Source organism: Maricaulis sp. CAU 1757, from assembly GCF_054482675.1.
The window spans coordinates 364,703-387,626 of the sequence record NZ_JBTLRI010000002.1; the positions used below are offsets into that span (position 1 = coordinate 364,703).

23 protein-coding genes and 3 tRNA genes are annotated in these 22,924 nt (G+C 65.4%); 16 read left to right on the plus strand and 10 right to left on the minus strand.

Annotated features, from left to right (window positions below):
• Window positions 1-33: 33 nt before the first annotated feature.
• Window positions 34-807 (minus strand): slipin family protein, encoded by a 774-nt coding sequence (locus ACXYMR_RS08015; RefSeq protein WP_458942331.1) that lies wholly within the window; start codon window positions 805-807, stop codon window positions 34-36.
• Window positions 804-2,255, minus strand: a complete 1,452-nt coding sequence (locus ACXYMR_RS08020) for an NfeD family protein (RefSeq protein WP_458942332.1) — start codon at window positions 2,253-2,255, stop codon at window positions 804-806. Before ACXYMR_RS08020 ends, ACXYMR_RS08015 begins: the two co-directional genes overlap by 4 nt.
• Before the next feature lie 191 nt (window positions 2,256-2,446).
• Here ACXYMR_RS08020 and ACXYMR_RS08025 point away from each other — a divergent pair, with 191 nt between their 5' ends.
• Window positions 2,447-3,466, plus strand: coding sequence for a hypothetical protein (locus ACXYMR_RS08025; RefSeq protein ID WP_458942333.1), 1,020 nt, complete (start codon window positions 2,447-2,449; stop codon window positions 3,464-3,466).
• 43 nt (window positions 3,467-3,509) lie between these two features.
• On the opposite strand, the gene phaC is transcribed toward ACXYMR_RS08025, so the two are convergent.
• Window positions 3,510-5,357 carry a class I poly(R)-hydroxyalkanoic acid synthase gene (gene phaC, locus ACXYMR_RS08030; RefSeq protein WP_458942334.1) on the minus strand — a complete coding sequence of 616 codons (1,848 nt, stop codon included), beginning with the start codon at window positions 5,355-5,357 and terminating at the stop codon, window positions 3,510-3,512.
• A gap of 83 nt (window positions 5,358-5,440) precedes the next feature.
• On the opposite strand from phaC, the gene ACXYMR_RS08035 reads away from it, so the two are divergent.
• The 11 genes from ACXYMR_RS08035 to ACXYMR_RS08085 all read left to right on the plus strand — a co-directional run bounded on the left by ACXYMR_RS08035 (window position 5,441) and on the right by ACXYMR_RS08085 (window position 12,055).
• Window positions 5,441-5,770 carry a hypothetical protein gene (locus tag ACXYMR_RS08035; RefSeq protein WP_458942335.1) on the plus strand — a complete coding sequence of 110 codons (330 nt, stop codon included), beginning with the start codon at window positions 5,441-5,443 and terminating at the stop codon, window positions 5,768-5,770.
• A gap of 51 nt (window positions 5,771-5,821) precedes the next feature.
• Entirely contained in the window at window positions 5,822-6,778 is a 957-nt protein-coding gene (gene glpX, locus ACXYMR_RS08040) for a class II fructose-bisphosphatase (protein ID WP_458942336.1), read from the plus strand.
• A 13-nt stretch (window positions 6,779-6,791) separates the two neighbouring features.
• Entirely contained in the window at window positions 6,792-8,612 is a 1,821-nt protein-coding gene (gene recJ, locus ACXYMR_RS08045; protein WP_458942337.1) for a single-stranded-DNA-specific exonuclease RecJ, read from the plus strand.
• A gap of 63 nt (window positions 8,613-8,675) precedes the next feature.
• Window positions 8,676-8,750: transfer RNA gene (locus ACXYMR_RS08050), tRNA-Glu, on the plus strand.
• A 118-nt stretch (window positions 8,751-8,868) separates the two neighbouring features.
• Window positions 8,869-9,291 (plus strand): hypothetical protein, encoded by a 423-nt coding sequence (locus tag ACXYMR_RS08055; protein ID WP_458942338.1) that lies wholly within the window; start codon window positions 8,869-8,871, stop codon window positions 9,289-9,291.
• An 83-nt stretch (window positions 9,292-9,374) separates the two neighbouring features.
• Window positions 9,375-9,869 (plus strand): 6-pyruvoyl trahydropterin synthase family protein, encoded by a 495-nt coding sequence (locus ACXYMR_RS08060; protein ID WP_458942339.1) that lies wholly within the window; start codon window positions 9,375-9,377, stop codon window positions 9,867-9,869.
• 298 nt (window positions 9,870-10,167) lie between these two features.
• Entirely contained in the window at window positions 10,168-10,701 is a 534-nt protein-coding gene (locus tag ACXYMR_RS08065; RefSeq protein WP_458942340.1) for a cold-shock protein, read from the plus strand.
• Window positions 10,702-10,826: 125 nt separating this feature from the next.
• Window positions 10,827-11,501: a DUF192 domain-containing protein gene (locus tag ACXYMR_RS08070; RefSeq protein WP_458942341.1), complete on the plus strand. Its 675-nt coding sequence runs from the start codon at window positions 10,827-10,829 to the stop codon at window positions 11,499-11,501.
• Window positions 11,502-11,540: 39 nt separating this feature from the next.
• Window positions 11,541-11,617: transfer RNA gene (locus ACXYMR_RS08075), tRNA-Pro, on the plus strand.
• Between the two features lie 45 nt (window positions 11,618-11,662).
• Entirely contained in the window at window positions 11,663-11,968 is a 306-nt protein-coding gene (locus ACXYMR_RS08080) for an ETC complex I subunit (RefSeq protein ID WP_458942342.1), read from the plus strand.
• 10 nt (window positions 11,969-11,978) lie between these two features.
• Window positions 11,979-12,055 (plus strand) — tRNA-Arg (locus tag ACXYMR_RS08085).
• A 98-nt stretch (window positions 12,056-12,153) separates the two neighbouring features.
• Here ACXYMR_RS08085 and ACXYMR_RS08090 read toward each other — a convergent pair.
• From ACXYMR_RS08090 to ACXYMR_RS08105, 4 genes are read right to left on the minus strand one after another with little or no spacing between them, the layout of a single operon-like run.
• A complete protein-coding gene (locus ACXYMR_RS08090; RefSeq protein WP_458942343.1) occupies window positions 12,154-12,312 on the minus strand; it encodes a hypothetical protein in 159 nt (52 codons plus the stop codon).
• 27 nt (window positions 12,313-12,339) lie between these two features.
• Window positions 12,340-13,494 (minus strand): cystathionine beta-lyase, encoded by a 1,155-nt coding sequence (gene metC, locus ACXYMR_RS08095; protein ID WP_458942344.1) that lies wholly within the window; start codon window positions 13,492-13,494, stop codon window positions 12,340-12,342.
• Window positions 13,495-13,501: 7 nt separating this feature from the next.
• A complete protein-coding gene (locus ACXYMR_RS08100) occupies window positions 13,502-14,320 on the minus strand; it encodes a sulfurtransferase (RefSeq protein WP_458942345.1) in 819 nt (272 codons plus the stop codon).
• Window positions 14,317-15,321, minus strand: coding sequence for a cysteine synthase A (locus ACXYMR_RS08105; RefSeq protein ID WP_458942346.1), 1,005 nt, complete (start codon window positions 15,319-15,321; stop codon window positions 14,317-14,319). Before ACXYMR_RS08105 ends, ACXYMR_RS08100 begins: the two co-directional genes overlap by 4 nt.
• 108 nt (window positions 15,322-15,429) lie before the next feature.
• Between ACXYMR_RS08105 and ACXYMR_RS08110 the strand changes: the two genes are divergently transcribed.
• Window positions 15,430-16,059: a DUF6134 family protein gene (locus ACXYMR_RS08110; protein ID WP_458942347.1), complete on the plus strand. Its 630-nt coding sequence runs from the start codon at window positions 15,430-15,432 to the stop codon at window positions 16,057-16,059.
• Here the strand turns inward: ACXYMR_RS08110 and ACXYMR_RS08115 are convergent, their stop codons facing one another.
• Window positions 16,060-17,526, minus strand: coding sequence for a cryptochrome/photolyase family protein (locus tag ACXYMR_RS08115; RefSeq protein WP_458942348.1), 1,467 nt, complete (start codon window positions 17,524-17,526; stop codon window positions 16,060-16,062).
• A gap of 95 nt (window positions 17,527-17,621) precedes the next feature.
• Between ACXYMR_RS08115 and kdsA the strand changes: the two genes are divergently transcribed.
• Entirely contained in the window at window positions 17,622-18,470 is an 849-nt protein-coding gene (gene kdsA / locus ACXYMR_RS08120) for a 3-deoxy-8-phosphooctulonate synthase (protein ID WP_458942349.1), read from the plus strand.
• Here kdsA and ACXYMR_RS08125 read toward each other — a convergent pair.
• Window positions 18,467-19,648 carry a DUF3089 domain-containing protein gene (locus tag ACXYMR_RS08125; protein ID WP_458942350.1) on the minus strand — a complete coding sequence of 394 codons (1,182 nt, stop codon included), beginning with the start codon at window positions 19,646-19,648 and terminating at the stop codon, window positions 18,467-18,469. The genes kdsA and ACXYMR_RS08125 overlap by 4 nt on opposite strands.
• 166 nt (window positions 19,649-19,814) lie before the next feature.
• Between ACXYMR_RS08125 and ACXYMR_RS08130 the strand changes: the two genes are divergently transcribed.
• Window positions 19,815-20,474 (plus strand): DUF502 domain-containing protein, encoded by a 660-nt coding sequence (locus ACXYMR_RS08130; protein WP_458942351.1) that lies wholly within the window; start codon window positions 19,815-19,817, stop codon window positions 20,472-20,474.
• Here the strand turns inward: ACXYMR_RS08130 and recG are convergent.
• Window positions 20,471-22,555, minus strand: a complete 2,085-nt coding sequence (recG, locus tag ACXYMR_RS08135) for an ATP-dependent DNA helicase RecG (RefSeq protein WP_458942352.1) — start codon at window positions 22,553-22,555, stop codon at window positions 20,471-20,473. The two genes, ACXYMR_RS08130 and recG, sit on opposite strands and share 4 nt — an antisense overlap.
• A gap of 74 nt (window positions 22,556-22,629) precedes the next feature.
• On the opposite strand from recG, the gene ACXYMR_RS08140 reads away from it, so the two are divergent.
• Window positions 22,630-22,923 carry an FAD assembly factor SdhE gene (locus ACXYMR_RS08140; RefSeq protein ID WP_458942353.1) on the plus strand — a complete coding sequence of 98 codons (294 nt, stop codon included), beginning with the start codon at window positions 22,630-22,632 and terminating at the stop codon, window positions 22,921-22,923.
• The last annotated feature ends 1 nt before the right edge of the window (window position 22,924 follow it).

Genomic DNA, 22,924 nt, shown 5'->3' on the forward strand with positions numbered 1-22,924 from the left:
GGCGGACGGGGATCGGGGACACCCCCCGAGCCCTCAATCATCCTTGCCCGCGCCCGTCAGCCCTTTCATGAATTCGATCGGCATCGGGAACACCACCGTGTTGGTGCCGTTGATGCCGAGTTCCTGCAGGGTGCCGAGATAGCGCAGCTGCATGGCGCCGGGGGCCCGGGCGAGGACGTCGGCGGCTTCGGCGAGTTTGCGGGAGGCCTGGAATTCGCCTTCCGCCGAGATCACCTTGGCGCGGCGCTCGCGTTCCGCCTCGGCCTGGCGGGCGATGGCGCGGACCATGGTCGAGTCGATGTCGACATGCTTGATCTCGACATTGGAGACCTTGATGCCCCAGGCATCGGTCTGGCTGTCGAGGATTTGCTGGACGTCCTGGTTGAGCTTGTCGCGTTCGGCTAGCATCTCGTCCAGATCGTGCTTGCCGAGCACGGAGCGCAGGGTGGTCTGGGCCAGCTGGCTGGTCGCCATGCGAAAGTCGGTGACCTTGTTGATCGCCTTCTCCGCCTCGATGACACGGTAGTAGAGCACGGCATTGACCTGGACGGAGACATTGTCCTTGGAGATCACGTCCTGGGACGGCACGTCCTCGGCGTAGATGCGGATGTCGACCCGCACCATCTGCTGGATGAGCGGGACCAGGATCACCAGGCCGGGCCCGGCCGTGCCGGTATAGCGACCGAGGGTGAAGACCACGGCGCGCTCGTATTCGCGCAGGATCTTGATGGCCGCCGACAGCAGGCTGGCCAGGATGATGATGGCGACGCCGAGCAGCGCCATGTTGATTCCCATGTCGTCAATCATGACGGGGTTCCCTGTGGGTTAAGTGTGGGGGCGGGTTGGGTGCGGCGGCGGACGGTGAGCAGCAGGCCCTCCACGCCGGCGACCTCGATTGTGTCACCGGGACCGAGCACATCCGGTGAGACGGCCTGCCAGCGCTCTCCGTCGATGTGCACGAAGCCCGTCATGCCGGACCATTCCAGGACCGGGCCGGTCATGCCGGTGAGGCTCTCTCGTCCGGCGCTGACGCCGCGCCTCTGGGCCGCCAGACCGTAGCTGACGACGCCGAGCACGGTGACAGCCATGAGGATGGCGGTGCCGGCGATCAGGCGCCAGTCGATGTCGAGGGCGTCAATCTCGGTGTCGACCAGCATCATGGCGCCGAGCGCGAATACACCGGTTCCGGCGAGGGCGAGGACGCCGTAGGAGACCACGAAGGCCTCGGCCACCAGCAGGCCGAGACCGAACAGGATGAGGGCGACGCCCGCATAGTTCACCGGCAGCGTGTTGAGGCCGTAGAATCCGACGATCAGGCAGAGCACGCCGGCGGCCAGCGTGACCGGCTCCAGCCCGTTGTAGAATGAGGCGATCAGTCCGATGACGCCGACATTGATCAGCAGGAAGGCGATATTGGGATTGGTGATGACGGCCAGGAAGCGGTCGACAAAGCTCGGTTCGATTTCGAGGATGCCGGCATTGGCCACGGCCAAGGTCACACTGGCCCCGGACTGCAGGGCAAGCGTGCGCCCGTCGGCGGCGGTCAGAAGTTCGCGCCGGCTCTCGGCCATGATCTCGATGATGCCGAGCTCGAGCGCTTCGCGAGCCGTCACGCTGACGCCTTCACGCACCGCCTGTTCGGCCCAGTCGGCATTGCGCCCGCGCAGTTCGGCCAGCGCCCTGAGCGCGGCGACGCTGTCATTGACCACCTTGTTGCGCATGGCCTGGTCGTTGGAGGTGGCATCCGGGTTGCCCTCCTGCTCGTCATCCTCGGTCTCCTCGCTGCCCGGCAGGGTCGGCGACGGGCCGAGACTGACCGGCGTGGCCGCGCCGACCGTGGCGCCGGGGGCCATGGCCGCGAGGTGGCTGGCGTACAGGATGTAGGTGCCGGCGCTGGCCGCGCGCGCTCCGGACGGCGCGACATGGGCGATGACCGGCACCTCGGACGCCAGGATGGCCAGGTTGATGGCGCGCATGGCATCGACCAGGCCGCCTGGCGTGTCGATGGTGAGAATGATCGCCTCGGCACCGGCATTCTCGGCGGCCGCGATGGAACGCGACACAAACGCCGTCGTGGCCGGGCCAATGATGCCGTCAATCGGGATGGCGTGGACACTGCCGGCCCGCGCCGACGAATCCGTCGCTTCGGCTGGAGACGGCGATGGTGGTGTCAGGGCACCCAGACCGAGGCTGGCCAGCCCCGCCGCGAGGACGGCGAGGGCGGACTGCCTGAAGCCGGAAAAGGTCACGGCCACGCTCATCTCCCGATCACCCTGCTGTCAGTGTAGCGTGGCAAGTCGGTTCCGGCCATGGCGCCGCGAGATGTCCTGTCCCGGCAGCTGCGGGCGGAGAGAGCTGGCCGCTTGGACCCGACCGGTTCGCTGGTTAGCCTAGGCCCGAGACTGATTCACCAGCCGCGCTTCGGCTGAGCCGACAGGAGCCCGTCATGGCCAAAGGTCCCGCCAAGTTCGTCCATGTCGGCCTCGGCAAGTGCGGTTCGACTTATCTGCAGACGGTGCTGAACGTGGATCCGGGCTACAAGGTGCTCAACCTGCTGCCCCTGGTGAAGCCCCTGTGCCAAGCGACCGAGCTGGGCGATGCCAGCAAGTTGCCGACCGTCGACTTCAACACCTCGCCCGGCCCGAGCAATGTCGTGGCCAGTTCGGAAGGCCTGAGCTGGGCCTTCCTGAACGAACCCAAGAAGCTGAAGCATCTGCAGCACATCCATGCCATGGCGGCGCGTCTTCTGGTCAAGGCGCGGCTGTCGGACACCATTCTGGTGCTGGTGCGCAATCCCCTCGACTGGGTGCGGGCGACACACGAGCAGAGCATCAAGGAAGGCGGCAGCGAGCCTGCGTCCGAGTTTGTCGTCTCCCATCTGCGCTTCATTCGCGATGTGCTGAACCTGGAATCACTGCGCGAGGCTTACGGCAAGTCATTCCGGCGCGTGGTCTTCCTGTCGGCGGACGAGATGCGCACCGATCCGGACCGCTTCTGGAGCCGGTTCGAGGCCCAGTTCGAAGTCGAGCGGCCAGCGCAGGCAACCATCGAGCAGGTGGCCGCCGCTCCCAATGCCGGCAATGTGTCGCTCGGGCATCGGCTGCCCCAGCTCGCGGCGCTGAACCGCTCGATGGGCGCGGTGCGTGCCGCCTATGCCGAGCTCGACGGATTGCCCGCACACGTCGAGCAGGAGCGCGCCGGCTTCCTGCCGCCATTTACCCAGGCCTGGCCCTGGGTGGCGCGACGCCTGGTCGAACATGCATCGGACGACAGCCTCACGGCGGTGTCGGGCACGCTGGAGCTGGGCGATGTGGAGAATTTCCAGGCCTTTGCGCTGGATGACAAGCTACGCGGCCAGATCGAACGGCGGTTCGTCAACGTGCTGGCCGAAGCGGGCGACATGCCGGCGGACATGGTCGAGGCCTATCGCGAAAGCCTGCGTACCGGGACGGTCGTCGCCGGTTAGCCTGCCCTTGAATGCTGACTGGAGCGGGCAGGCAGGGCCCGGGTCAGCTGTCGCTGCGCACCCGCACATAGTCGCCGGGCGCCGGTCGGATGGCCTTGAGCTTGCCCTCGCCGGGCTGGCGGGCCGGCACGTCCTCGCCGGAGCGCTGGTACAGCCAGTCACGCCAGTCGAGCCACCAGGAGCCGGGATGTTCGCTGGCCTCGGCCTGCCACTCTTCAAGCGTCTCGGGCAGGGCATCATTGGTCCAATGCTGGTATTTCTGAGCGTCCGGGTGGTTGATGACCCCGGCAATGTGTCCCGAGCCGGCCATCATGTAGCGCACCTCACCGCCGAACAGGCGGGCCCCGCGATAGACCGAATTGGCCGGAGCGATATGGTCCTCTCGTGATGCCTGCATGTAGATCGGGGCCTTCACGGAGCCCAGGTCGAGCTTGCGTCCGGACAGCTCGATCTCGCCTTTGGCCAGCCTGTTGTTGCGGTACATGGTCTCCAGGTACCAGAGGTGTAGCGCCTTGGGCATGCGCGTCTGGTCGGCATTCCAGTACAACAGGTCAAAGGCCTGCGGCTGCTTGCCGAGCAGGTAGTTGGAGACCACGAAAGACCAGATCAGATCGTTGGAACGCAGCAGGTTGAAGGTATCAGCCATGGTGCGCCCGTCGAGCACGCCGCCCTGGGCATCCATCAGGCGCTCGATCTCGGCGATCCAGGCCTCGTCGATGAAGAGCAGGAGCTCGCCGGCCTCGGCGAAATCGGTCTGGGCGGCGAAGAAGGTGGCCGAGGCGATGCGGTCGGCATGGCCGTCCGCTTCCAGATAGGCCAGGCCGGAGGCCAGCAGGGTGCCCCCGACGCAATAGCCCACCGCGTTGACCGAGGTCTCGCCGGTCGCCGCCTCGATGGCGTGCAGGGCCGCGAACAGGCCTTCGTGCATGTAGTCCTCGAAGGTCTTGTGCTTGAGTTCAGGGCCCGGATTGACCCAGGAGATGAGAAACACCGTGAAGCCCTGTTCGGTGAGCCAGCGGATCATCGAATTGTGCTGGCGCAGGTCGAGAATGTAGAACTTGTTGATCCAGGGCGGAGCGATCAGCAGCGGCCGCTGCTTCACCGTCTGTGTGGCCGGGGCGTACTGGATCAGCTCCATGACATCGTTCTGGAACACCACTTCGCCAGGCGTGGTGGCCAGGTCCTCGCCGACCTTGAAGCCCTGAAGGTCGGTCTGGGTGAGGGCGAGGCGACCCTTGCCGGCGTCCAGGTCATTCATCAGATTGTCGAGACCGCGGGCCAGGTTCTCGCCATGACTTTCGACCGTGGCGCGCAGCACGTCCGGATTGGTCAGGGCGAAATTGGTCGGGGCGAGGGCGTCGGTCATCTGGCGGGTGAGGAATTCCGCCTTGCGCCGTGTGCGCTCGTCCAGCCCCTCGACCGAACGCACCAGGCCGAGCATGAAATTCTGGTTCAGCAGGTAGGACTGGCGGATGGCGGAGAAGACCGGATTGTCCGACCAGTCCGCGCTGCGCCAGCGCTTGTCGCCGGCGTCCGGTTTGACCGTGTCGGCCACGGTATCATCGCCGCCCATGGTGCGCCGGGCGGTGCCCGACCACAGGTCGAGATAGCCCCTGAGAAGATCGGCCTGGGCCTGCAGCACGAGTTCGGGCTGACCGGCGATCTTCTGCCAGGTCTCGCCAACTTCCGGCGCGGCGTGGAACGGATCGGCCTGGGGCATCACCGGGTCACCGGCGAGCGCCTTCTGCATCACATCCGACATCAGCTTCTGGGATTTCAGCGAGGCGCGCATGAGATTGCGCGACAGGATGTCGAGCGTCTCCAGTTCCTTCGCGGTAAAGGCGCGCCAGGCATCGGTGGCGGACGGGTCGTCGGACGGCGTGTCGGTCATGCGGTTTCCTTGTCCTCCACGGGTGACTCAGCCAACAATCAGCGTATAGAAAGTGCAACGCGCGTCCAGCGCGAGGGGTTGTCATGGTGCGATTGCTCACGGTTTGTTTGCTGGCTGGTCTGGCCACGGCCTGTGCCGGGCTGGGTTCTGCGCTCGATGACGGCGATAACCCGGAGTGGATCGAGGTCCGCCTGGCCGCCCCCGAGGCGCCGGCCAATGCTCCAACCAGCATTCCCACAACCAGTTTCACCGCCAGCGATGCGGCTGCGATGGACCTCGCGATGCAGGAGCTGCTGCGCAAGCGCGCTCAGCTCGAGGCCATGACCGAGGCCCAGCTCGAACGGGCTCGCACCTTGGCGACCGAGCAATTCGTCGAGCGGGCCATGGTCCGCACGGCCGATACCGACCAGTAATTGACCAACAGATGCGGACTGCGTTCCGGCGCGGCCCAAGAGGACAGACACATGAGCGATACGCGTGCCCTCACTTCATTGGCGTTCCAGGCCGTTCAGGCCGCGGAAGCCGCGGCCATTGCGGCGTCGTCCTGGATTGGCCGGGGTGACAAGGAAGCGGCCGACCAGGCAGCCGTGGACGCCCTGCGCCAGGGTCTCAATGCCATGCCGATGATGGGACGCATCGTCATTGGCGAGGGCGAGCGCGATGAAGCGCCGATGCTGTTCATCGGCGAGGAAGTGGGCACCGGTTCGGGCCCCGCGATCGATATCGCCCTGGACCCGCTGGAAGGCACGTCGCTGACCGCCAAGGGGCAGTCCAATGCGCTGGCGGTGGTCTCATTTGCGCTGCGCGGCGGCCTGCTGCACGCTCCGGACACCTATATGGACAAGATCGCCATTGGGCCGGGCCTGCCGACCGGCGTGGTGGATCTCGACGCCACCGCCCAGGACAATGTGAAGAACCTGGCCAAGGCCAAGGGCGTCGACGTGTCCGACATCACCGTCTGCGTGCTGGAACGCGATCGCCACCAGCACATCATTGACGGTGTTCTGGAAGTCGGCGCGCGCGTCCGACTGATCCCGGACGGGGACGTCGCCGGCGCCATGGGGGCCGCCGGGCTCGGTGTCGGGGTCGACATGTATATCGGCCAGGGCGGGGCGCCTGAAGGCGTGCTCGCCGCTTCGGCCCTGCGCTGCATCGGCGGCCAGATGCAGGCCCGCCTGCATTTCCGCAACAGTGAAGAGCGGGCCCGGGCGACGCGCGCCGGCATCACCGATCTGGATCGCAAGTATGACCTGGCGGACCTGGCGGCCAGCCATTGCCTGTTCGTCGCTGCGGGCGTGACCGACGGCGATCTGGTTGATGGTGTTCGGCACAGCAAGGGCGAGGTGCACACGCACACCCTGCTGCTCGATTCGTCCGATCATTCGGTACGCCGCATTCGCTCCAGCCGCCCCTCGAGCTGACGGAGGTCGGCTGATGGAGCCCGCCACCGCCTTGCCCGAAAGCCAGACCGTCACCGAGGACTTTCTCGGCGTCGCGGAATCGCTGACAGGACGGTGCTGGCGGCTCAGGCCGGCTCCTGAAGCCGAGGTCATCCTGACCGCGCGGCAGCAGAAACTTCCCGATGCGCTGGCCCGTGTGTTGTGCGCACGCGACGTGAAGCCCGACGATGCCGCGCAATTCCTGGCACCGCGCCTGCGCGACGTGTTTCCCGATCCGTCGGACTTCCAGGACATGGACAAGGCGGCCGGGCTGATCTGGGACGCTGTCGAGGCCGGACGTCCGATCGCGGTGTTCGCCGATTACGACGTCGACGGAGCCACTTCGGCGGCCCAGCTGACGCGATGGCTTCGCCATGTCGGACAAGACCCGATCATCTACATCCCCGACCGCATCGAGGAGGGGTACGGGCCGAGCGCCCGAGCTTTCGAGGCGCTGCGCGACGGCGGGGCCGAACTGGTCGTGACCCTCGACTGCGGCGCGGCGGCGCATGAAGCCCTGCGCCATGGCGCCGGTCTGGGGCTCGAGATCGTGGTCATCGACCACCATTTGATGGACGCCGAATTCCCACCCGCCGCGGCCCTGGTCAATCCCAACCGGCCGGACGATACGTCCGGCTGCGGGCATCTGGCGGCGGCCGGAGTGACGTTCGTCCTGCTGGCGGCGCTCAATCGCGAGGGCAGGCGGCGCGGACGCCTGTCAGAGGCCAGCGAGCCCAAGCTGATCGACTGGCTCGACCTAGCAGCCCTGGGGACGATCTGTGATGTGGTGCCGCTGACCGGCCTCAACCGCGCCATGGTGGCCCAGGGACTGAAGGTGATGGGACGTTGGCAACAGCCCGGCCTGCGCGCCCTGGCCGAGGTGGCCGGCGTGGACGGCGCCGCGACAGCCTATCATGCCGGCTTTCTGCTTGGCCCGCGGATCAATGCCGGCGGCCGGGTCGGGCGCGCGGATCTCGGCGCCCGCTTGCTGACCACCGACGAGGATGACGAGGCGCTGCGCCTGGCCCGCGAGCTGGATGCCCTGAACCGGGAGCGCCGCGGTATCGAGAGCGAGGTGCTGGACGCAGCCATGGCCCAGGTTGAACGCCAGGGGGCCGAGCGCTCGGTGCTGGTGGCCGCGGGAGATGGCTGGCACCCGGGCGTGATCGGTGTCGTCGCCGGACGCCTCAAGGAGAAGCACTGCAAGCCAAGCCTGGTGATCGGGATCGACCGCAAGTCCAACCCGCCGATCGGCAAGGGGTCGGGACGGTCGGTCCCCGGTGTCAATCTGGGTGGGGCGATCGCGGCGGCGCGCGAGCAGGGCCTGCTGCTGGCCGGTGGCGGCCATGCCATGGCCGGCGGGCTCAGCGTCGATCCGGACCGCATCACCGAGCTGGTCGCATGGCTGGACGATCGTCTGGCGCCAGAGCTGGCCGCGGCCAGCGAGGCGCGGGCGCTGCATGTGGACGGTCTGCTGACAGCGTCAGGGCTGACCCCCGAACTGGCCGAGCTGCTGGAGCGCGCTGCGCCCTTCGGGCAGGGCAATCCGGAGCCGCGTTTTGCATTCAGCGGCCTGCGCGTGAGCTTCGCCAAGCGGGTCGGCAGCGATCATGTGCGCTTCACCCTGAGCGATGTCGCCGGGACGCCGGTCTCCGGCATCGCCTTTCGCTGCGCCGACACGCCGATGGGCGAAGCACTGCTGTCCGCGGGTGACGCGCTGTGGCATGCGGTCGGGCGCGTGAAACTTGATACATGGCAGGGCCGGAGGCGGGTCCAGCTGCAACTTGAAGACCTGGCAACTGCAGCTGACTGCTGATTTACCGAAATTCGTGCTTGCAACGCTGCTCAGGCTTTCATAAACAACCGCTCTCACCGCCGCGGGCCCTTCGTCTATCGGTTAGGACGCCAGGTTTTCAACCTGGAAAGAGGGGTTCGATTCCCCTAGGGCCTGCCAGCGGTGCTGCTCCTGAAACCGGCCAAGCCGAGCCTCTCAGGACGGACAACTTGTTTCCCCATATCACTTCTGCGAAGGTCTGATGCTGGGCGCGTTGATGCGTTGCGGGAGGCTAGGAATGTTGCTGCGACGGATCGTTATCGGCTTGCTGGCGGCGCAGCTGCTGTATGTGGGCTGGTGGGCCTTCCTCGACGTCACCGTGCGGTTCTCACCGATGATGCAGGAGCTTGTCGGGCCTGAGACAACGCGCTTCATCCTGCAGGTCGGCTGGTTGCAGGAAGTCATCTTCTACTCCGGCGTCCTGCTCAACATCACCAGCCTGGTGCTGTTCCAGAAGCGCACCCTGTTTGCGCTCGTGGTCTACGCCATGGCCGTCAGCTGCTACAAGGCCGACTGGATCCTCGCGACCCTGGAGGGACATGCCAAGCTCAGCGTCAACGGCGCTGTCAGCCTGGTCCTGGAAGCCCTGATCTTCTTTCTGATGATGAAAGTGCTGCTGGACGATCTGATGCGTCGGGAGGCGCGTGTCACGCCGGATTAGGCGCGGTCCGGGTTTGCACCGGGGCAAGCGGCATTGTAAGACCCGCGCTCGTTTTTCCAGACCGAGCGTGCGGAGCAGGCGTCATGGCGCATCTTTCCACCAAGACCTACGGCAATGAGCGGGGCCTGTCGTGCTGTTCGCGGCAATGGTCAGCTGATAGCCATTGCAGCCTGCTGCACGGCTATTCCTTCGGCTTTCACTTCGTGTTTGCGGCCGCGGAACTGGACCGGCGCGGCTGGGTACTGGATTTCGGCAAGGGTGGTTTCGGCCCGATCCGCGAGTGGCTGCACGACATGTTCGACCACACCCTTCTCGTGGCCGAGGATGATCCCGACCGGGCCCAGCTCGAAGCCCTCGGGGAGCAGGGCATAGCCCGAGTTCGCGTTGTTGAGGGTACAAGCTGCGAGCGCATGGCGAAGCTGGCTTTCGAGGCGGCGGACAAGATCGTCCGGGAGCGCACGCAAGGGCGATGCTGGGTGATTTCGGTCGAGTGCTCCGAGCACGGCGCCAACAGCGCCGTCTATCGTTCCATGGCGGCCGAGGCGCGCCTTGCCGAGGCGGAGTCCGGCGAAAAATAGCCGACTGTTGATGGATCCGGAAAGTTCGGGAACCAAAGCTTCAGCCGATGCGTTCCGTTGAGTCGACCACTCTCCTGTCAGGCGAAAAAAATCTCTTGCCTTGATTTGGGCGCATTCACACGACGTTGCGTTAAGCGATAAGTCGATCCCCTATATATTGCGTTTACCGTGCTGAGAATTGATCTCAACTACTATATATTGAACACTGTTTACTCGAAAAATACGAATTTAACCTTCCGTTCATGAACTGATTTGTGTACAACATTTCCCTCTGGGGTTGTTTGTAAGCGAGACAGTCATGGTTCTGGCCCACGAAGTTTTTGAAGACACTGAGGTGCTTCAACTGGAGGGCCGCGTAAAATGGTACGATCCGGCGCGCGGCTATGGTTTCATCGATGCGAGTGACGGGCAGGGCGACATCCTCCTGCATGCCAGTTGCTTGAGGCGATACGGCCAGGGCGGTGTGCTTCCCAACGCCACCATCGTGTGCAAGGCGGTTCGCGGCGAAAAGGGCCGCCAGGCGGTCGAGCTGCTCGAAATGCGCGGTGGCGATGCCGAAACGCCGTCGCGGCCCCGACGCTTCCATCCCTACGCGGTTGTCAGTGCGCCCTTCAGTCAGGCCGTGGTGAAATGGTTTGACGCCGTGCGCGGCTATGGCTTTGTCACCTGCGAGGAAGTGGAGGGCGATGTGTTCCTGCATGCCGCCACCCTGCGTCGCGCGGGTCTGGAAGATGTCCAGCCAGGCGATGCCCTTGAGGTGCGCTGCGTGGAAGGCCCGAAAGGGGCTCTGGCAGCGGAAATCAAGTCGGCGCAGATGGCCGGCCAGGGATAGTGGCCGGCCAGGCATGAGGCGCCGGACCTGGTCCGGCGCCCTGCATCGCCAATCTCCTGTTTCCATCCTCATGGAATTGCGTTTCGGTGATTGCCTGACCGGTTGGGCGCGGCTAGCTTCGCTACATGCATGATTTGACCCCCCGTTTCGCCTTCACCGCCGCCTTGGCCGGCTTTGCCCTGATCAGCGCGTCGACGCCGGTCTGGAGCCAGGTCGCGGAACAGACGGCTCCCGCAAACCAAGCCAGTGATGAGGCTGCGCCAAGTGCCGTCGATCCCACCGCCCAGGACACCCAGGTCATCTTCGGAGGGCCGGAGGCGGTGGTCATTCATTCCGGCGATGCTTCCCACACATTCATGGCCGAGCTGGCGACCCGGCCTGACCAGTTGCAGCGCGGGTTGATGTGGCGTGACAGCGTCGACCCGGCGGGCGGCATGCTGTTCCGCTACGAGCCGCCGCGCCGCGCCGCGATGTGGATGGAGAATACGCTGGTGCCGCTGGATCTCGTCTTCATCGAGCCGGATGGCCGAATTGCCAAGATCATCGCCTTTGCCCAACCCGGCTCGCGTCGGGGACTGAGCTCGGACGGGGTCGTGGCCGGTGTGCTGGAACTGGCTGCCGGGCGGACACTTGAACTGGGCATCCAGCCGGGTGACCGGGTCGAGCACGGCTTTTTCGCAGCCCCGGAATCACCTGCTCCCGCTGCGCCGGAAACACTGCCAGCAGAGGGGAGTGCCGATTCCACTGAGCAAGATGAGGCCGAGGCCGCTGCAACGGATGCACAAGACGAGGCGCAGTAGGCTTGCCTAAACCTCCAACCGCTTACATAAGGGCGGCTTCGGGGCGTGGCGCAGTCTGGTAGCGCACCTGGTTTGGGACCAGGGGGTCGCAAGTTCGAATCTTGCCGCCCCGACCATTGATGAGACTCACCATTGATGAGACTCGGGATAGGGAGAACCGCATGTTCGCGAAGATTTATCGTCCCGCTCGCAATGCCATGCAGTCCGGCCGCGGCAAGACGCGGCGCTGGCGCCTGGAATTCACCCCGGAGATGGCCCGCTCTCCCGAGCCCCTCATGGGCTGGACGTCGAGCTCCGACATGCGCAGCCAGATCCGCCTCGACTTCGACACCAAGGAAGAGGCGATGGCTTACGCCAAGCGCCAAGGCTTGCCTTTTCAGGTGGTTGAGGCCCAGGAGCCTAAGCGTTACGTGAAGTCCTATGCCGACAATTTTTCGGCTGACCGCAAGCAACCCTGGTCGCACTAATCGCGGCTTCGCCTCCGTAGCTCAACCGGATAGAGCGCCCGCCTTCTAAGCGGATGGTTGCAGGTTCGAGTCCTGCCGGAGGCGCCACGGCTTGATACCGGGGCAAACCGGAACGGGCGGGCGCGAAGGACATAGCCTTCGGATGCCCAGCCTCTCCTATCACGCCGACGCCAATTTCCGACGGGTCAGCGTGCCTTGCGGCTGCTGACATCGGTGCTGAAGGTGAAACTGAAGGCCAGACCCAGTATCAGCGGCACCCAGATCGGCAACTCGCCCAGGCCCGGCTGTCCCAAGGCTTCAGCCAGGTGGTCATCCACCAGCCACCACAACAAGAATATCCACATGGCATACGCCTCCCGTCTGGCCGGGCGTCAAGGCGCCCCTGCGGCGGTGAAGGCCCGGTCCAGATCCTCGATCAGATCTTCCGGCGCTTCCAGGCCAACGGCAAGGCGGATCAGTTCGCCGTCAATCCCGCCCGCCGAGGTCGAGCGTCGCAATTGCGGGCTGCAATGAATGGCCAGACTCTCGTACCCGCCCCAGGAGAAGCCCATGCCGAACAGGTCGAGGGCGTCGAGAAAACGCTCTGTACGCGCCAGCTCCCAGCCGGGCAGCGTAAACGAGAACAGGCCGGCCGCGCCGGTGAAGTCGCGCTTGAACAGGGCATGATCGGGGTGATCGGCGCGGGCCGGATGGTGGATGGCGCCCACTTCGGGGCGTTGCGACAGCCAGTCCGCGATCGCGAGGCTACTCTCGGCGCTGCGCCGCATGCGCAGTGACAGGGTCCGCAGGCCCCGCAAGGCGAGGGTGGCGTCATCGGGTGAGACATTCAGGCCAAGGCTGCGCTCGGTGGTCTGCAGGCGCCGCCAAAGCCGGTCATCGCGTGCCACGACAGCGCCCATGAGGAGGTCTGAATGTCCGCCGACATACTTGGTCAGCGCCTGCACCGCGAGATCGACACCGTGGGCCAGCGGCTTGAAGGTCAGGCCGGCGCTCCAGGTGTCGTCGATAATGGTGACGACGCCCTTGTCCCGCGCGATCCTGGCGATGGCCGGAACATCCTGCATTTCCATGGTCAGGGAGCCGGGCGATTCCAGCAGTATGGCCTGGACGTCATCGCTTATATGGTCGCCAATGTCGGCGCCGATACGCGGCGGCACGAACTCCGTTTCGACGCCGAAACGGGCGAGCGTCGTCGTCAGGAAACCGCGCACGGGTCCGTACAGGCAATCGGCCGCGAGCACGCGGCCACCAGCTTCGGTGACTGACAGGATGGCCAGTGTGTTGGCCATCAGGCCGGACGGGGTGAGGGCGCATCCCGCGCCCCCCTGCAGGGTTGTCAGCGCATCACGCAGGGCGCTCTGGGATGCCAGGCCGACACGGCCGTAATGCGGCTTGCCGGCGGGCGCGTCGTACAGTTCACGGGCCGAGTCGGCGAGGATGGTCGAACCCCTCTGGGTGGGTGGATTGACCAGTCCGCTATCATCGTGCGGGCGGCCGAGCCGGGTCAGCAGGGTGTCGTCTTTCATGGCCATCTCAATCGGTTTGGACCGGTGTGTCGGAGCGGCTGCCCCATTCCGCCCATGAACCGTCATAGACCGCGGAAATGCGTCCATGGCGCTCCAGCGCAAGCGCAAGGATGCAGGCTGTGACGCCGGAGCCGCAAGTGGTTATGACGGGCCGATCCGAAGCCAGACCGATATCCTGAAACGGCCGTTCGTCGGCACGCAGGCGACCGTCTTCCCCGATCAGGGTCGTCCATGGAAGGTTCAGTGCACCGGGCATGTGCCCCGCCCGCATGCCGGGACGCGGCTCGGCAGTCCGGCCGGCAAAGCGTTCAGCCGGGCGAGCGTCCAGTATGGCGCAGCCCCGGGTCTCCAGCGTGTCCAGGAGGTGCTGCCGGTCGGCGACGCGCTGCGGCACCGGATGACCGGTGAAATCTCCCTCACCGGATGGTTCCGCCGGCTCGTCGATGATCGGCCCCCCGCGCGCCTGCCAGAGGGGCAGGCCGCCGTCGAGCACCTGGATCGCGTCATGCCCCATGGCCCGGAACATCCACCACACCCGCGGCGCACTGAACACGCCGATGCGGTCATAAACCACAAGCCGCGTGGTGGCAGAGATGCCCAGGGCGCGAACATGGGCTGCAAACCCGTCCGGCGAGGGCAACATGTGCGGCAGCTCGGTCGCGGTGTCGCGCACGGTGTCGATATCGAATTCGAGCGCGCCGGGAATATAGCCTTCGCAGCGATAGCCGGGGCCGCCGGGAAAAGTCCAGCTGGCGTCGAGGAAAGTGACCCCCGGCGCGTCAAGCAGCACAACGGCATCCTCGACGGAGATCAGCGGCGACATCATGCGTCGAGCCAGGGCGGTGTCGGCAAGCCCTTTTCGCGCAGGAAGTCCGGGTTGAACAGCTTGGACTGGTAGCGCGATCCGTGGTCACACAGCACTGTCACAATGGTGTGTCCCGGGCCAAGGTCGCGGGCCAGGCGGATGGCACCGGCAATGTTGACCCCGGCCGAGCCCCCGAGGCAGAGCCCTTCTTCCTGAACCAGGTCAAAGATGATCGGCAAGGCTTCCTCGTCGCTGATGCGGTAGGCGCAGTCGACTGTCACGCCGTCCAGATTGGCTGTCACCCGGCTCTGGCCGATACCTTCGGTGATCGAGGTGCCCTCGCTTTTCAGCTCGCCATACTTGTAATAGCCGTAAAGGGCCGCGCCGCCCGGGTCGGCGATACCGATCTGGATGTCCTGATTGCGGGCCTTGAGGGCGTTGGACACGCCGCCAAGCGTACCCCCGGAGCCGACCGCGCAGATGAAGCCGTCGACCTTGCCGTCGGTCTGCTCCCAGATCTCCCTGCCCGTGGTCTCGGCATGGAAATCGCGATTGGCGACATTGTCGAACTGGTTCGCCCAGATGGCCCCGTTGGGCTCGCTGGCATTGAGTTCCTCGGCGAGCTGGCCGGAGTAACGGGCGTAATGGGCCGGGTTGGCGTAGGGTACGGCATCGACCTCGATCAGTTTGGCACCAAGCAGGCGAATGGCGTCCTTCTTTTCCTTCGACTGCGTGCGCGGAAAGACGATGACGACCTTGTAGCCGAGGGCAGCGCCGACCATGGCCAGGCCGATTCCGGTATTGCCGGCCGTGCCTTCCACGATGGTGCCGCCGGGCCTGAGGGCGCCAGAGCGTTCGGCGGCGCGGATGATACCGAGGGCGGCGCGATCCTTGATTGAGCCGCCGGGATTGAGAAATTCCGCCTTGCCGAGAATTTCGCAGCCGGTTTCCTCGCTGGCGCGGTTGAGGCGCAGCAGGGGCGTGTTGCCGATCAGGTCGATCACGGTGGCGGCTCGGGTCACGGGGGAACTCCCTCAATTGGCTGACGTTCTGCATATAGGACCGAAGCCGGGGAGACCTAGGTGTTTCCCGCACATGATCCGGACCGGAAGTCGAACCGTAGGATAAACATGACCCACCGCGTTATCACCAGTCTTGTCGCCCTGGTTTCCGCCTGCAGCCTGTCGGCCTTTGACAGCGCACCCCTCAGTCCGGTGCCCGCATCCCCGCCGGAGGATGTCGTTTTTGACGTGTTCCGCAATGGCGCGTCATTTGGCGAGCATCGCATAGATTTTGAAGCCACGGGCCCAAACGGCTTTACCGCCGAAGTGGATATCAGCCTGCGCGCTGGCGTCGGCCCGCTCACGCTGTTTCGCTACGAGCACAACTCAGCGGAAGTGTGGCGCGGCGGAGAGCTGCAATCCGTGACCGGATCCACCCTCAAGGACGGTGATCGCCTGACCTATGAGGTCGACGGTGCGGATCCGGTCCTCGACCTTGTGCCGTCCAGCCACTGGGCGGGCTATGAACCCGGCACCGACCAAGTGCTCAATACCGAGACCGGCGAAGTGATGGATGTTGCCGTCGAAGACCTGGGTCTGGTGAGCTTCGAAAGCGCCAATGGCATCGTAGAGGCCCGCCATATCCGGCTCAGCGGCAGTCTGACTGTCGACCTCTGGTATGATTCGGAGGGGCGGTGGATTGGATGCGAGTTCGAGGCCCGGGGCCAGACCATTCGCTATGTTCGCCGCACTGCCTGATCAGCCCTGCTTCTTCGCGTCCTTCAGCTCCTGATAGGCCTGCAGGGCCGCCTCCCGTCCCTCATCGAGTTCGACATAGGGTCGGGGGTAGGTCTGCCCGAGTTTGATGCCGGCCTTGTCCAGTGTTGCGCGTGACGCGTCCCAGGGAGCGTGAATGTCGGCATTCGGCAGATCCGCGATTTCCGGCACCCAGCGGCGCACATAGGAGCCATCCGGATCGAAACGCTCGCCCTGCCGTGCCGGGTTGAAAATGCGGTAGAAGGGCGAGGCGTCGGCGCCACTGCCGGCGACCCACTGCCAGCTCGCCGCATTGACCGCCGGTTCCGCATCCACGAGCGTGTCCTCGAACCACTCCATGCCGGCCTGCCAATGGCAATTCAGATGTTTCACCAGATAGGAGCCGACAATCATGCGGACCCGATTGTGCATCCATCCGGTGGCCCATAACTCGCGCATTCCGGCGTCGACCATGGGAATGCCGGTCTGACCACGTTGCCAGGCCTCGAGCCGTTCGGGCGTGTTGCGCCACGGAAAGGCGTTATAATCCTGATTGAAGTTCTCGCGTCGCAAATCACCGAAATGGTGGAACAGGTAAAAGGCAAACTCCCGCCACCCGATCTCGGCGAGAAACTTGTCGGCGGCCTTGCGGGTGACCTGGTTGGAGACGCGCGCCTGCACCCGATGCCAGATCGTGCGCACGGACAGCTCACCCCAGTTGATATGCGGTGACAGCCGAGACGTGCCGGCATGGTCAGGGCGATCGCGCTCCTCCGGATAATCGACCAGATGGCTGTCCAGAAACGCCTCGAGCCGGTCCACCGCGGCGCTCTCGCCGGGGGTCCAGTGGTCCGCAAACTCCGCGGCCCAGTCCGGCTGCGTCGGGACAAGCTGCCAATCATCCAGAGCATCACCATCGGGGTAGGGCGAGGCCCATCTCAGCCTGTCCGGCGCCGGCTTGGGTTCAGGGACGTCTAGCACTTCAAGGGCCTGGCGCCAGAACGGTGTAAACACCTTGTAGGGCGTTCCGGACTTGGTCGAGACCTCGTCGGGCCGCAGCAGGGTGGCCGCGTGGAAGCGGTGCGGCGTGATTTCGCTGTCGCGCAGGGCCTGCGCGAGCGACTCGTCGCGGGCGTCGAGCCAGGGCAATCCGGTGGAGTTCCAGAACACGTCGGCGACGTCGTGATCCTGCGCCAAGCCAGGGATCTGGATTTCGCTGTCGCCGTGTCGCAGAACCAGTCCGCCATTGTGTTGGCCGAGCCGGCGCTGCAGGCTTGCCAGCGAATGATGCAGCCACCAATCGGCCGCGGCCCCGGGGGCGGCTGCCATGTCGCGGTCGCTGTCGCGGATGAAGGCGAGGATGAGCGGTCGCCCTGTTGCGGCGGCAGCGCGCAGGGCCGGGTTGTCATCCAGCCGCAGATCGCGCCGGAACCAGACCAGGGCGGGGCGGCTATCAGATGTGGTTGCCATCGCTGCTCTCTCGCTTGATAAGGGCCTTGTTTCGGTACGCTTGCATGCAGATATCGGATCAGAGCGCCTGAAGCCGCGTCGCAAGGAGACCTCTCGTGAGCCAGCCCAATACCGTCATTTCCATTCCCCGTCCGGGCCAGGCCCCCATCGAGATCGGCAATGACCGCAAGCTGACCATGATTGCCGGTCCGTGCCAGCTGGAAAGCCGCCAGCACGGGCTTGAAGTCTCTGCGCAGCTGCGCGAAATCGCGGACCGTCTGGACATCGGCCTGATCTACAAGACTTCCTTCGACAAGGCCAACCGCACCAGCCTGAAAAGCGCGCGCGGGCTTGGCCTCGAAGCCTCGCTGCCGATCTTCGCCGAGATCCGCGAGACAAGCGGCCTGCCGGTGCTGACCGACATCCACACCGAGGAACATGCCCGCATCGCCTCGGAGGCGGTCGACGTGCTGCAGATACCGGCCTTCCTGTGCCGACAGACCGACCTGCTGATCGCTGCCGCCCAGACGGGCAAGCCGATCAATGTGAAGAAGGGGCAATTCCTGGCCCCGTGGGATATGAAGAACGTCCTCGCCAAGATCGTCGAGGCCGGCAATGGCAATGTCATGGCCTGTGAGCGTGGCGCCAGCTTCGGCTACAACACGCTGGTGTCCGACATGCGCTCTCTGCCGATCATGGCCGGGTTCGGCGCACCGGTGGTGTTCGACGCCACGCACTCCGTGCAGCAGCCGGGCGGGCAGGGCACCACATCGGGCGGTCAGCGCGAATTCGTGCCGACCCTGGCCCGGGCGGCGGTGTCGATCGGGGTTGCCGCAGTCTTCATGGAAACCCATCCGGACCCGGACAAAGCCCCGTCAGACGGCCCCAACATGGTCCCGCTCGGAGAGTTCGAGGCCCTGGTCAGCCGGTTGCTGGAATTCGACGCGCTGGCGAAGGGCTACTAGCCGCGCCGCTGGTCCGGGATCGGCACCACGGGCGCCTCCTCGACATCCTCGATCGGTGCCAGGTCCGGCGCCCAGCGGCGTTCCTCTTCCAGCTGGGCGATCACACGGCCTGTGCGGCGCTGAACGTCGACGCGCAGATCCTCGTAGAACAAATTGTAGGGCGGGAACCGATAATCCTCGGCGATGCGCTGGCGTCGGCGCAGGTCGCGGCTGCGCGGCCGATCGATGAACAGCAGGCCGTCGGCGCACTGGGCACCGGTCTGGGCCGGCATCGGCGCGGGAAAGGCGCCGGCCGGCAGGCCTTCCGCTGCAACGCCGCCGCGATGCTGCCGGGCCGACGCATAATCGCTGCTGCGAGCCGACAGGATCGGATTGACGCATAGCAGGCCGCGTCCATCGACGAGTCCGAGGCCGCCTTCAGGCGTCCAGGTCATGGTACGCTCCGACCAGATACGGATACGGTCGGATTCGTCGGGACGTGCGGTGGAATAGGCAAACACGCAGCGCGTGCTGTCGGGGCCGTTGCACGGCGCCAGATTGGCCAGGGAGCTTTCGAAAAGATCCAGCGGAACCGGAGCATCGATGATGTAGGCGGCGGCCAGTCGCGCGCGCAGCGCGTCGGACGGAGCCACGTTGTTGATCAACAGTCCCAGGACGTGAAACCCGCCCTGGTCGACACCGGCGAGGATGATCGGCCGGTCGGGCCCGACGCGCTCTAGAAACGCCTGGAAGGCGCGTTCAATGTCGGCGAAGGCGAAGCGGCGGGCGAGGGCGCTGTCCTCGCGGTTGTTCATGAAGGTGTAGAGCGCGGCCTGGCGGTAGCGTGGCACGTGGAGCGCCGCGTCGGCCCCGAACGGGGCGGCGAAGTTGGGCAGAACAATGCGTTCGACCGTCTCGTTCGCACTGGCCTTGTCGAGCTGGGCATTCCAGTTGGAGCCACCCGAATAGGTCGTGGGATGAACAAAGAAGACTGCCGCCTGGTCGTCGCTCTCCGGCGTTTCGCTGACAAACCAGCCGTCAGGATCGGAATAGTCGGCACCGGGCGGTGGCGTGTAGGTCTGGTAGGGTTCGCCGGGGTCCTGGAAGGTCTGGAAAACCTGGTCGCGGCCGAGCCACCCCGCGAGAATGACAAGCATTACGAAGCTGCCGAGACCGGCCAGGATCATCCATCGGGTCATTGCAAGCACCTTCACGTTCTTTTCCCGCTGTCCGTTCTCGCATCCGGCGCCAAACCCGGATAAATCAACCAATTGGCGGGGCCCACCCCATCACGTATTGTTCCCGCGCGGCAAGAGGCAATCCCGCCTTTCGTGCCGCCCACCTCGTTCGCACTGCAGGAGCGCCATGTTTCGCTGGCTTCGCAACAGTTTCCTGACCGGCATCGTGATTGCCACGCCGCTGGGTGTCACATTCTTCCTCATCGTGACCTTTGTCCGCTTCGTCGACAACGTCGTTAAGCCGCTGATTCCGGCTCGCTATAATCCGGAGACTTATCTCCCGGCGGACTGGACCATCCCCGGGCTGGGCATCGTCATCGCGGTGGTTCTGCTCACCGCGCTCGGCGCGCTGGCCGCCAATATCTTCGGTCGCAGCCTGATTGCTGTCGGCGAGCGCATCCTCAATGGCGTGCCGCTGGTGCGCAATGTCTACGGGGCCCTGAAGCAGATCGTGGAGACGGTGTTCTCCGGCGAAGCCAATTCCTTCAAGGACGTGGTGCTGGTGGAGTACCCACGAGAGGGGTTGTGGGTGGTGGCCTTCGTATCGGCGGAGGGCCGGGGTGAGTTGCGCACCAAGATCGCCGACGATGTCATCGGCCTGTTCATCCCGACAACGCCGAACCCGACCTCCGGTTTTCTCATCTACACGTCACGCGCCAACACCATTCCGCTCGACATGTCGGTCGAGGAGGCGGCCAAGCTGATCATTTCCTTCGGCATGGTGACCACGGACAAACTGCCGCCCGGTGTGCGCGAAAACCTGCCGCCGGAAGTCGCGGCCTCCTAGCCGGAGCGCAGCAGCCGCACGCCGTGATCGTGCCCGAACAGGTACAGCAGGACCCGCAGCGCATCGCCGCGTGGCCCTTCCAGATCAGGATCGCGCGACACTTCCAGACGGGCCCGGTCATTGGCCTCGGCGATAAGCTCGCCATGCGCTTCGATGTCCGCGAGGCGAAAGTCCGGTAGCCCGCTCTGGCGTAGTCCGAGGGGGTCGCCCGCTCCGCGCAGCCGCCAGTCCTCCTCGGCCAGGACAAAGCCGTCATCGGTCTCGCGCATCAGCTCCAGCCGTTTGCGGGCGGTTTCACCGAGCGGTGCCTTGTACAGCAGCAGGCAGGACGAGGCCTTGTCACCGCGCCCGACACGGCCGCGCAGCTGGTGGAGCTGGGCGAGGCCGAAATTCTCGGCGTGTTCGATGATCATCACCGTCGCATCCGGGGCATCGACGCCAACCTCGATCACCGTGGTGGCGACCAGAACGTCCAGCTCGCCGGCCCGGAAGGCAGTGGCCGTGGCCTCTTTTTCCTGGGCTTTCATGCGGCCGTGCAGGAGGCCCACCCGGTCGTCACCGAAGGCCGCCCGCAAGTGTCGCCAGCGATCCTCGGCCGCGGACAGTTCGGACAGCTCGCTTTCTTCGACCAGCGGGCACACCCAGTAGACACGGTCACCGCGACTGATCGCCCGGCGCACGCCTTCGACAACTTCATCGAGGCGTTCCAAGGACACAAGACGGGTATCGGCGGGCACCCGACCGGGCGGCTTCTCGTCCAGTCGCGATACGTCGAGATCGCCGTAAACGGCGAGTGACAGAGTGCGCGGGATTGGCGTAGCGGTCATCACCAGCGTGTCGGGGCGCTGCCCCTTGGCGGTCAGCCGAACCCGGTCGGAGACCCCGAAGCGGTGCTGCTCGTCGATCACGACAAGGCCGAGGTCGGCGAATTCGACGGTTTCCTGGAACAGGGCGTGGGTACCGCAGATCACATCAATGCGGTGGGCCTTGAGATCGGCTAGCAGTTCGGCCCGCGCCTGACCCTTGTCGCGACCGGTGAGCACCGCCACGCGCAAACCGGCTGGGGTGAGCAGTTCGTGCAATGTCCTGGCATGCTGGCGGGCGAGGATCTCGGTTGGCGCCATCAGCGCCGTCTGGGTATCGGCCTCGGCCGCTTGGGCGGCGGCAAGCGCTGCCACGAAGGTCTTGCCGGCGCCGACATCGCCGTGCAGCAGGCGGGTCATGCGGTCGCCTGATGCCATGTCGGCGCGGATGTCCTCAAAGGCGCGGCTCTGGGCGCCAGTTGGGGCGTAGGGCGCGGCATCGAGCAGCTTGGCAATGCGGCTGCCATCGCCCTTGAGGGCTCGCCCGGATTGCGCCCGACGCTTGGCCCGAACGAGTTGCAGGGCCAGCTGGCGCGCGAAGATCTCGTCATAGGCAAGGCGGGCGCGGGCCGGTGCATCAGGATCCAGATCGTCAAGGGTGGCCGGTTCGTGAAGCTGGCGAACGGCGCGCTTGAAGTCCGGCCAGCCCTTCGATGAGCGCACATCATCCTCGAGCCATTCCGGCAGATCCGGGAGCAGCGCCAGGGCTCCGGCGACAGCCTTGCGCAGGACCTTGCCCGACAGGCCCGCGGTCAGCGGATAGACCGGCTCGAGCAGAGGCGTTGAGTCCATTTCGTCGGGCTTCAGGACCAGATCGGGATGCACGATTTGGATTTCCGAGCCGAAGCGGTCGGCGCGCCCCGATATGACACGTTCCTCGCCGTCTGGCAGCAGCTTCCGGAGATAGTCCCGACGGGCATGGAAGAAGACCAGGTGCAGGAAGCCCGTGCCGTCATACATTCGCACTTTGTAGGGCTGGCCCTGGCGCACCGGGGATATGTGTTCCTCGACGGTGGCGGTCAGGGTGACAACCTGGTCCCCCTCGGCCTCCGCGATGGTAACGCGGCGGGTACGGTCGATCAGGCCGGTCGGCTTGTGGAAGAGCACATCGCGCACACACGGCCCGGTGAGTTTGTGCATCAGCGCCGCCAGGCGCGGCCCGACACCGGGCAGGGCGGTGACGTCCTGGAACAGGGGAAAAAGAATCTCGGGCCGCATAAGCTGCACCTTATCGGCAAGTGAAGCGGTTGCCACTGGTCGACGAGGGCTTTGTCAGGCCCTATATGCGGCGCATGACCGATGCTCTCGAAATCCAGCGCAAGAAGCTGAAGATCCGTGCCTGGCGCCGTGGCTTCAAGGAAGCCGACCTCATTCTCGGACGCTTTGCCGACAACAATCTCGACGCCATGGGGCAGGCGGACCTCGACGCCTACGAGCATCTGCTCGATCAGCCCGACCAAGACATTTATGAATGGATCATCGGGCGCACCCCGACCCCGCCCGAGTTCGAGACCCCGGTGATGGCACGCCTGCGTGAGTTCCGGGCCCACAGCGACGCCGCCTATGGCGACGGTCCGAAAGGCTGAT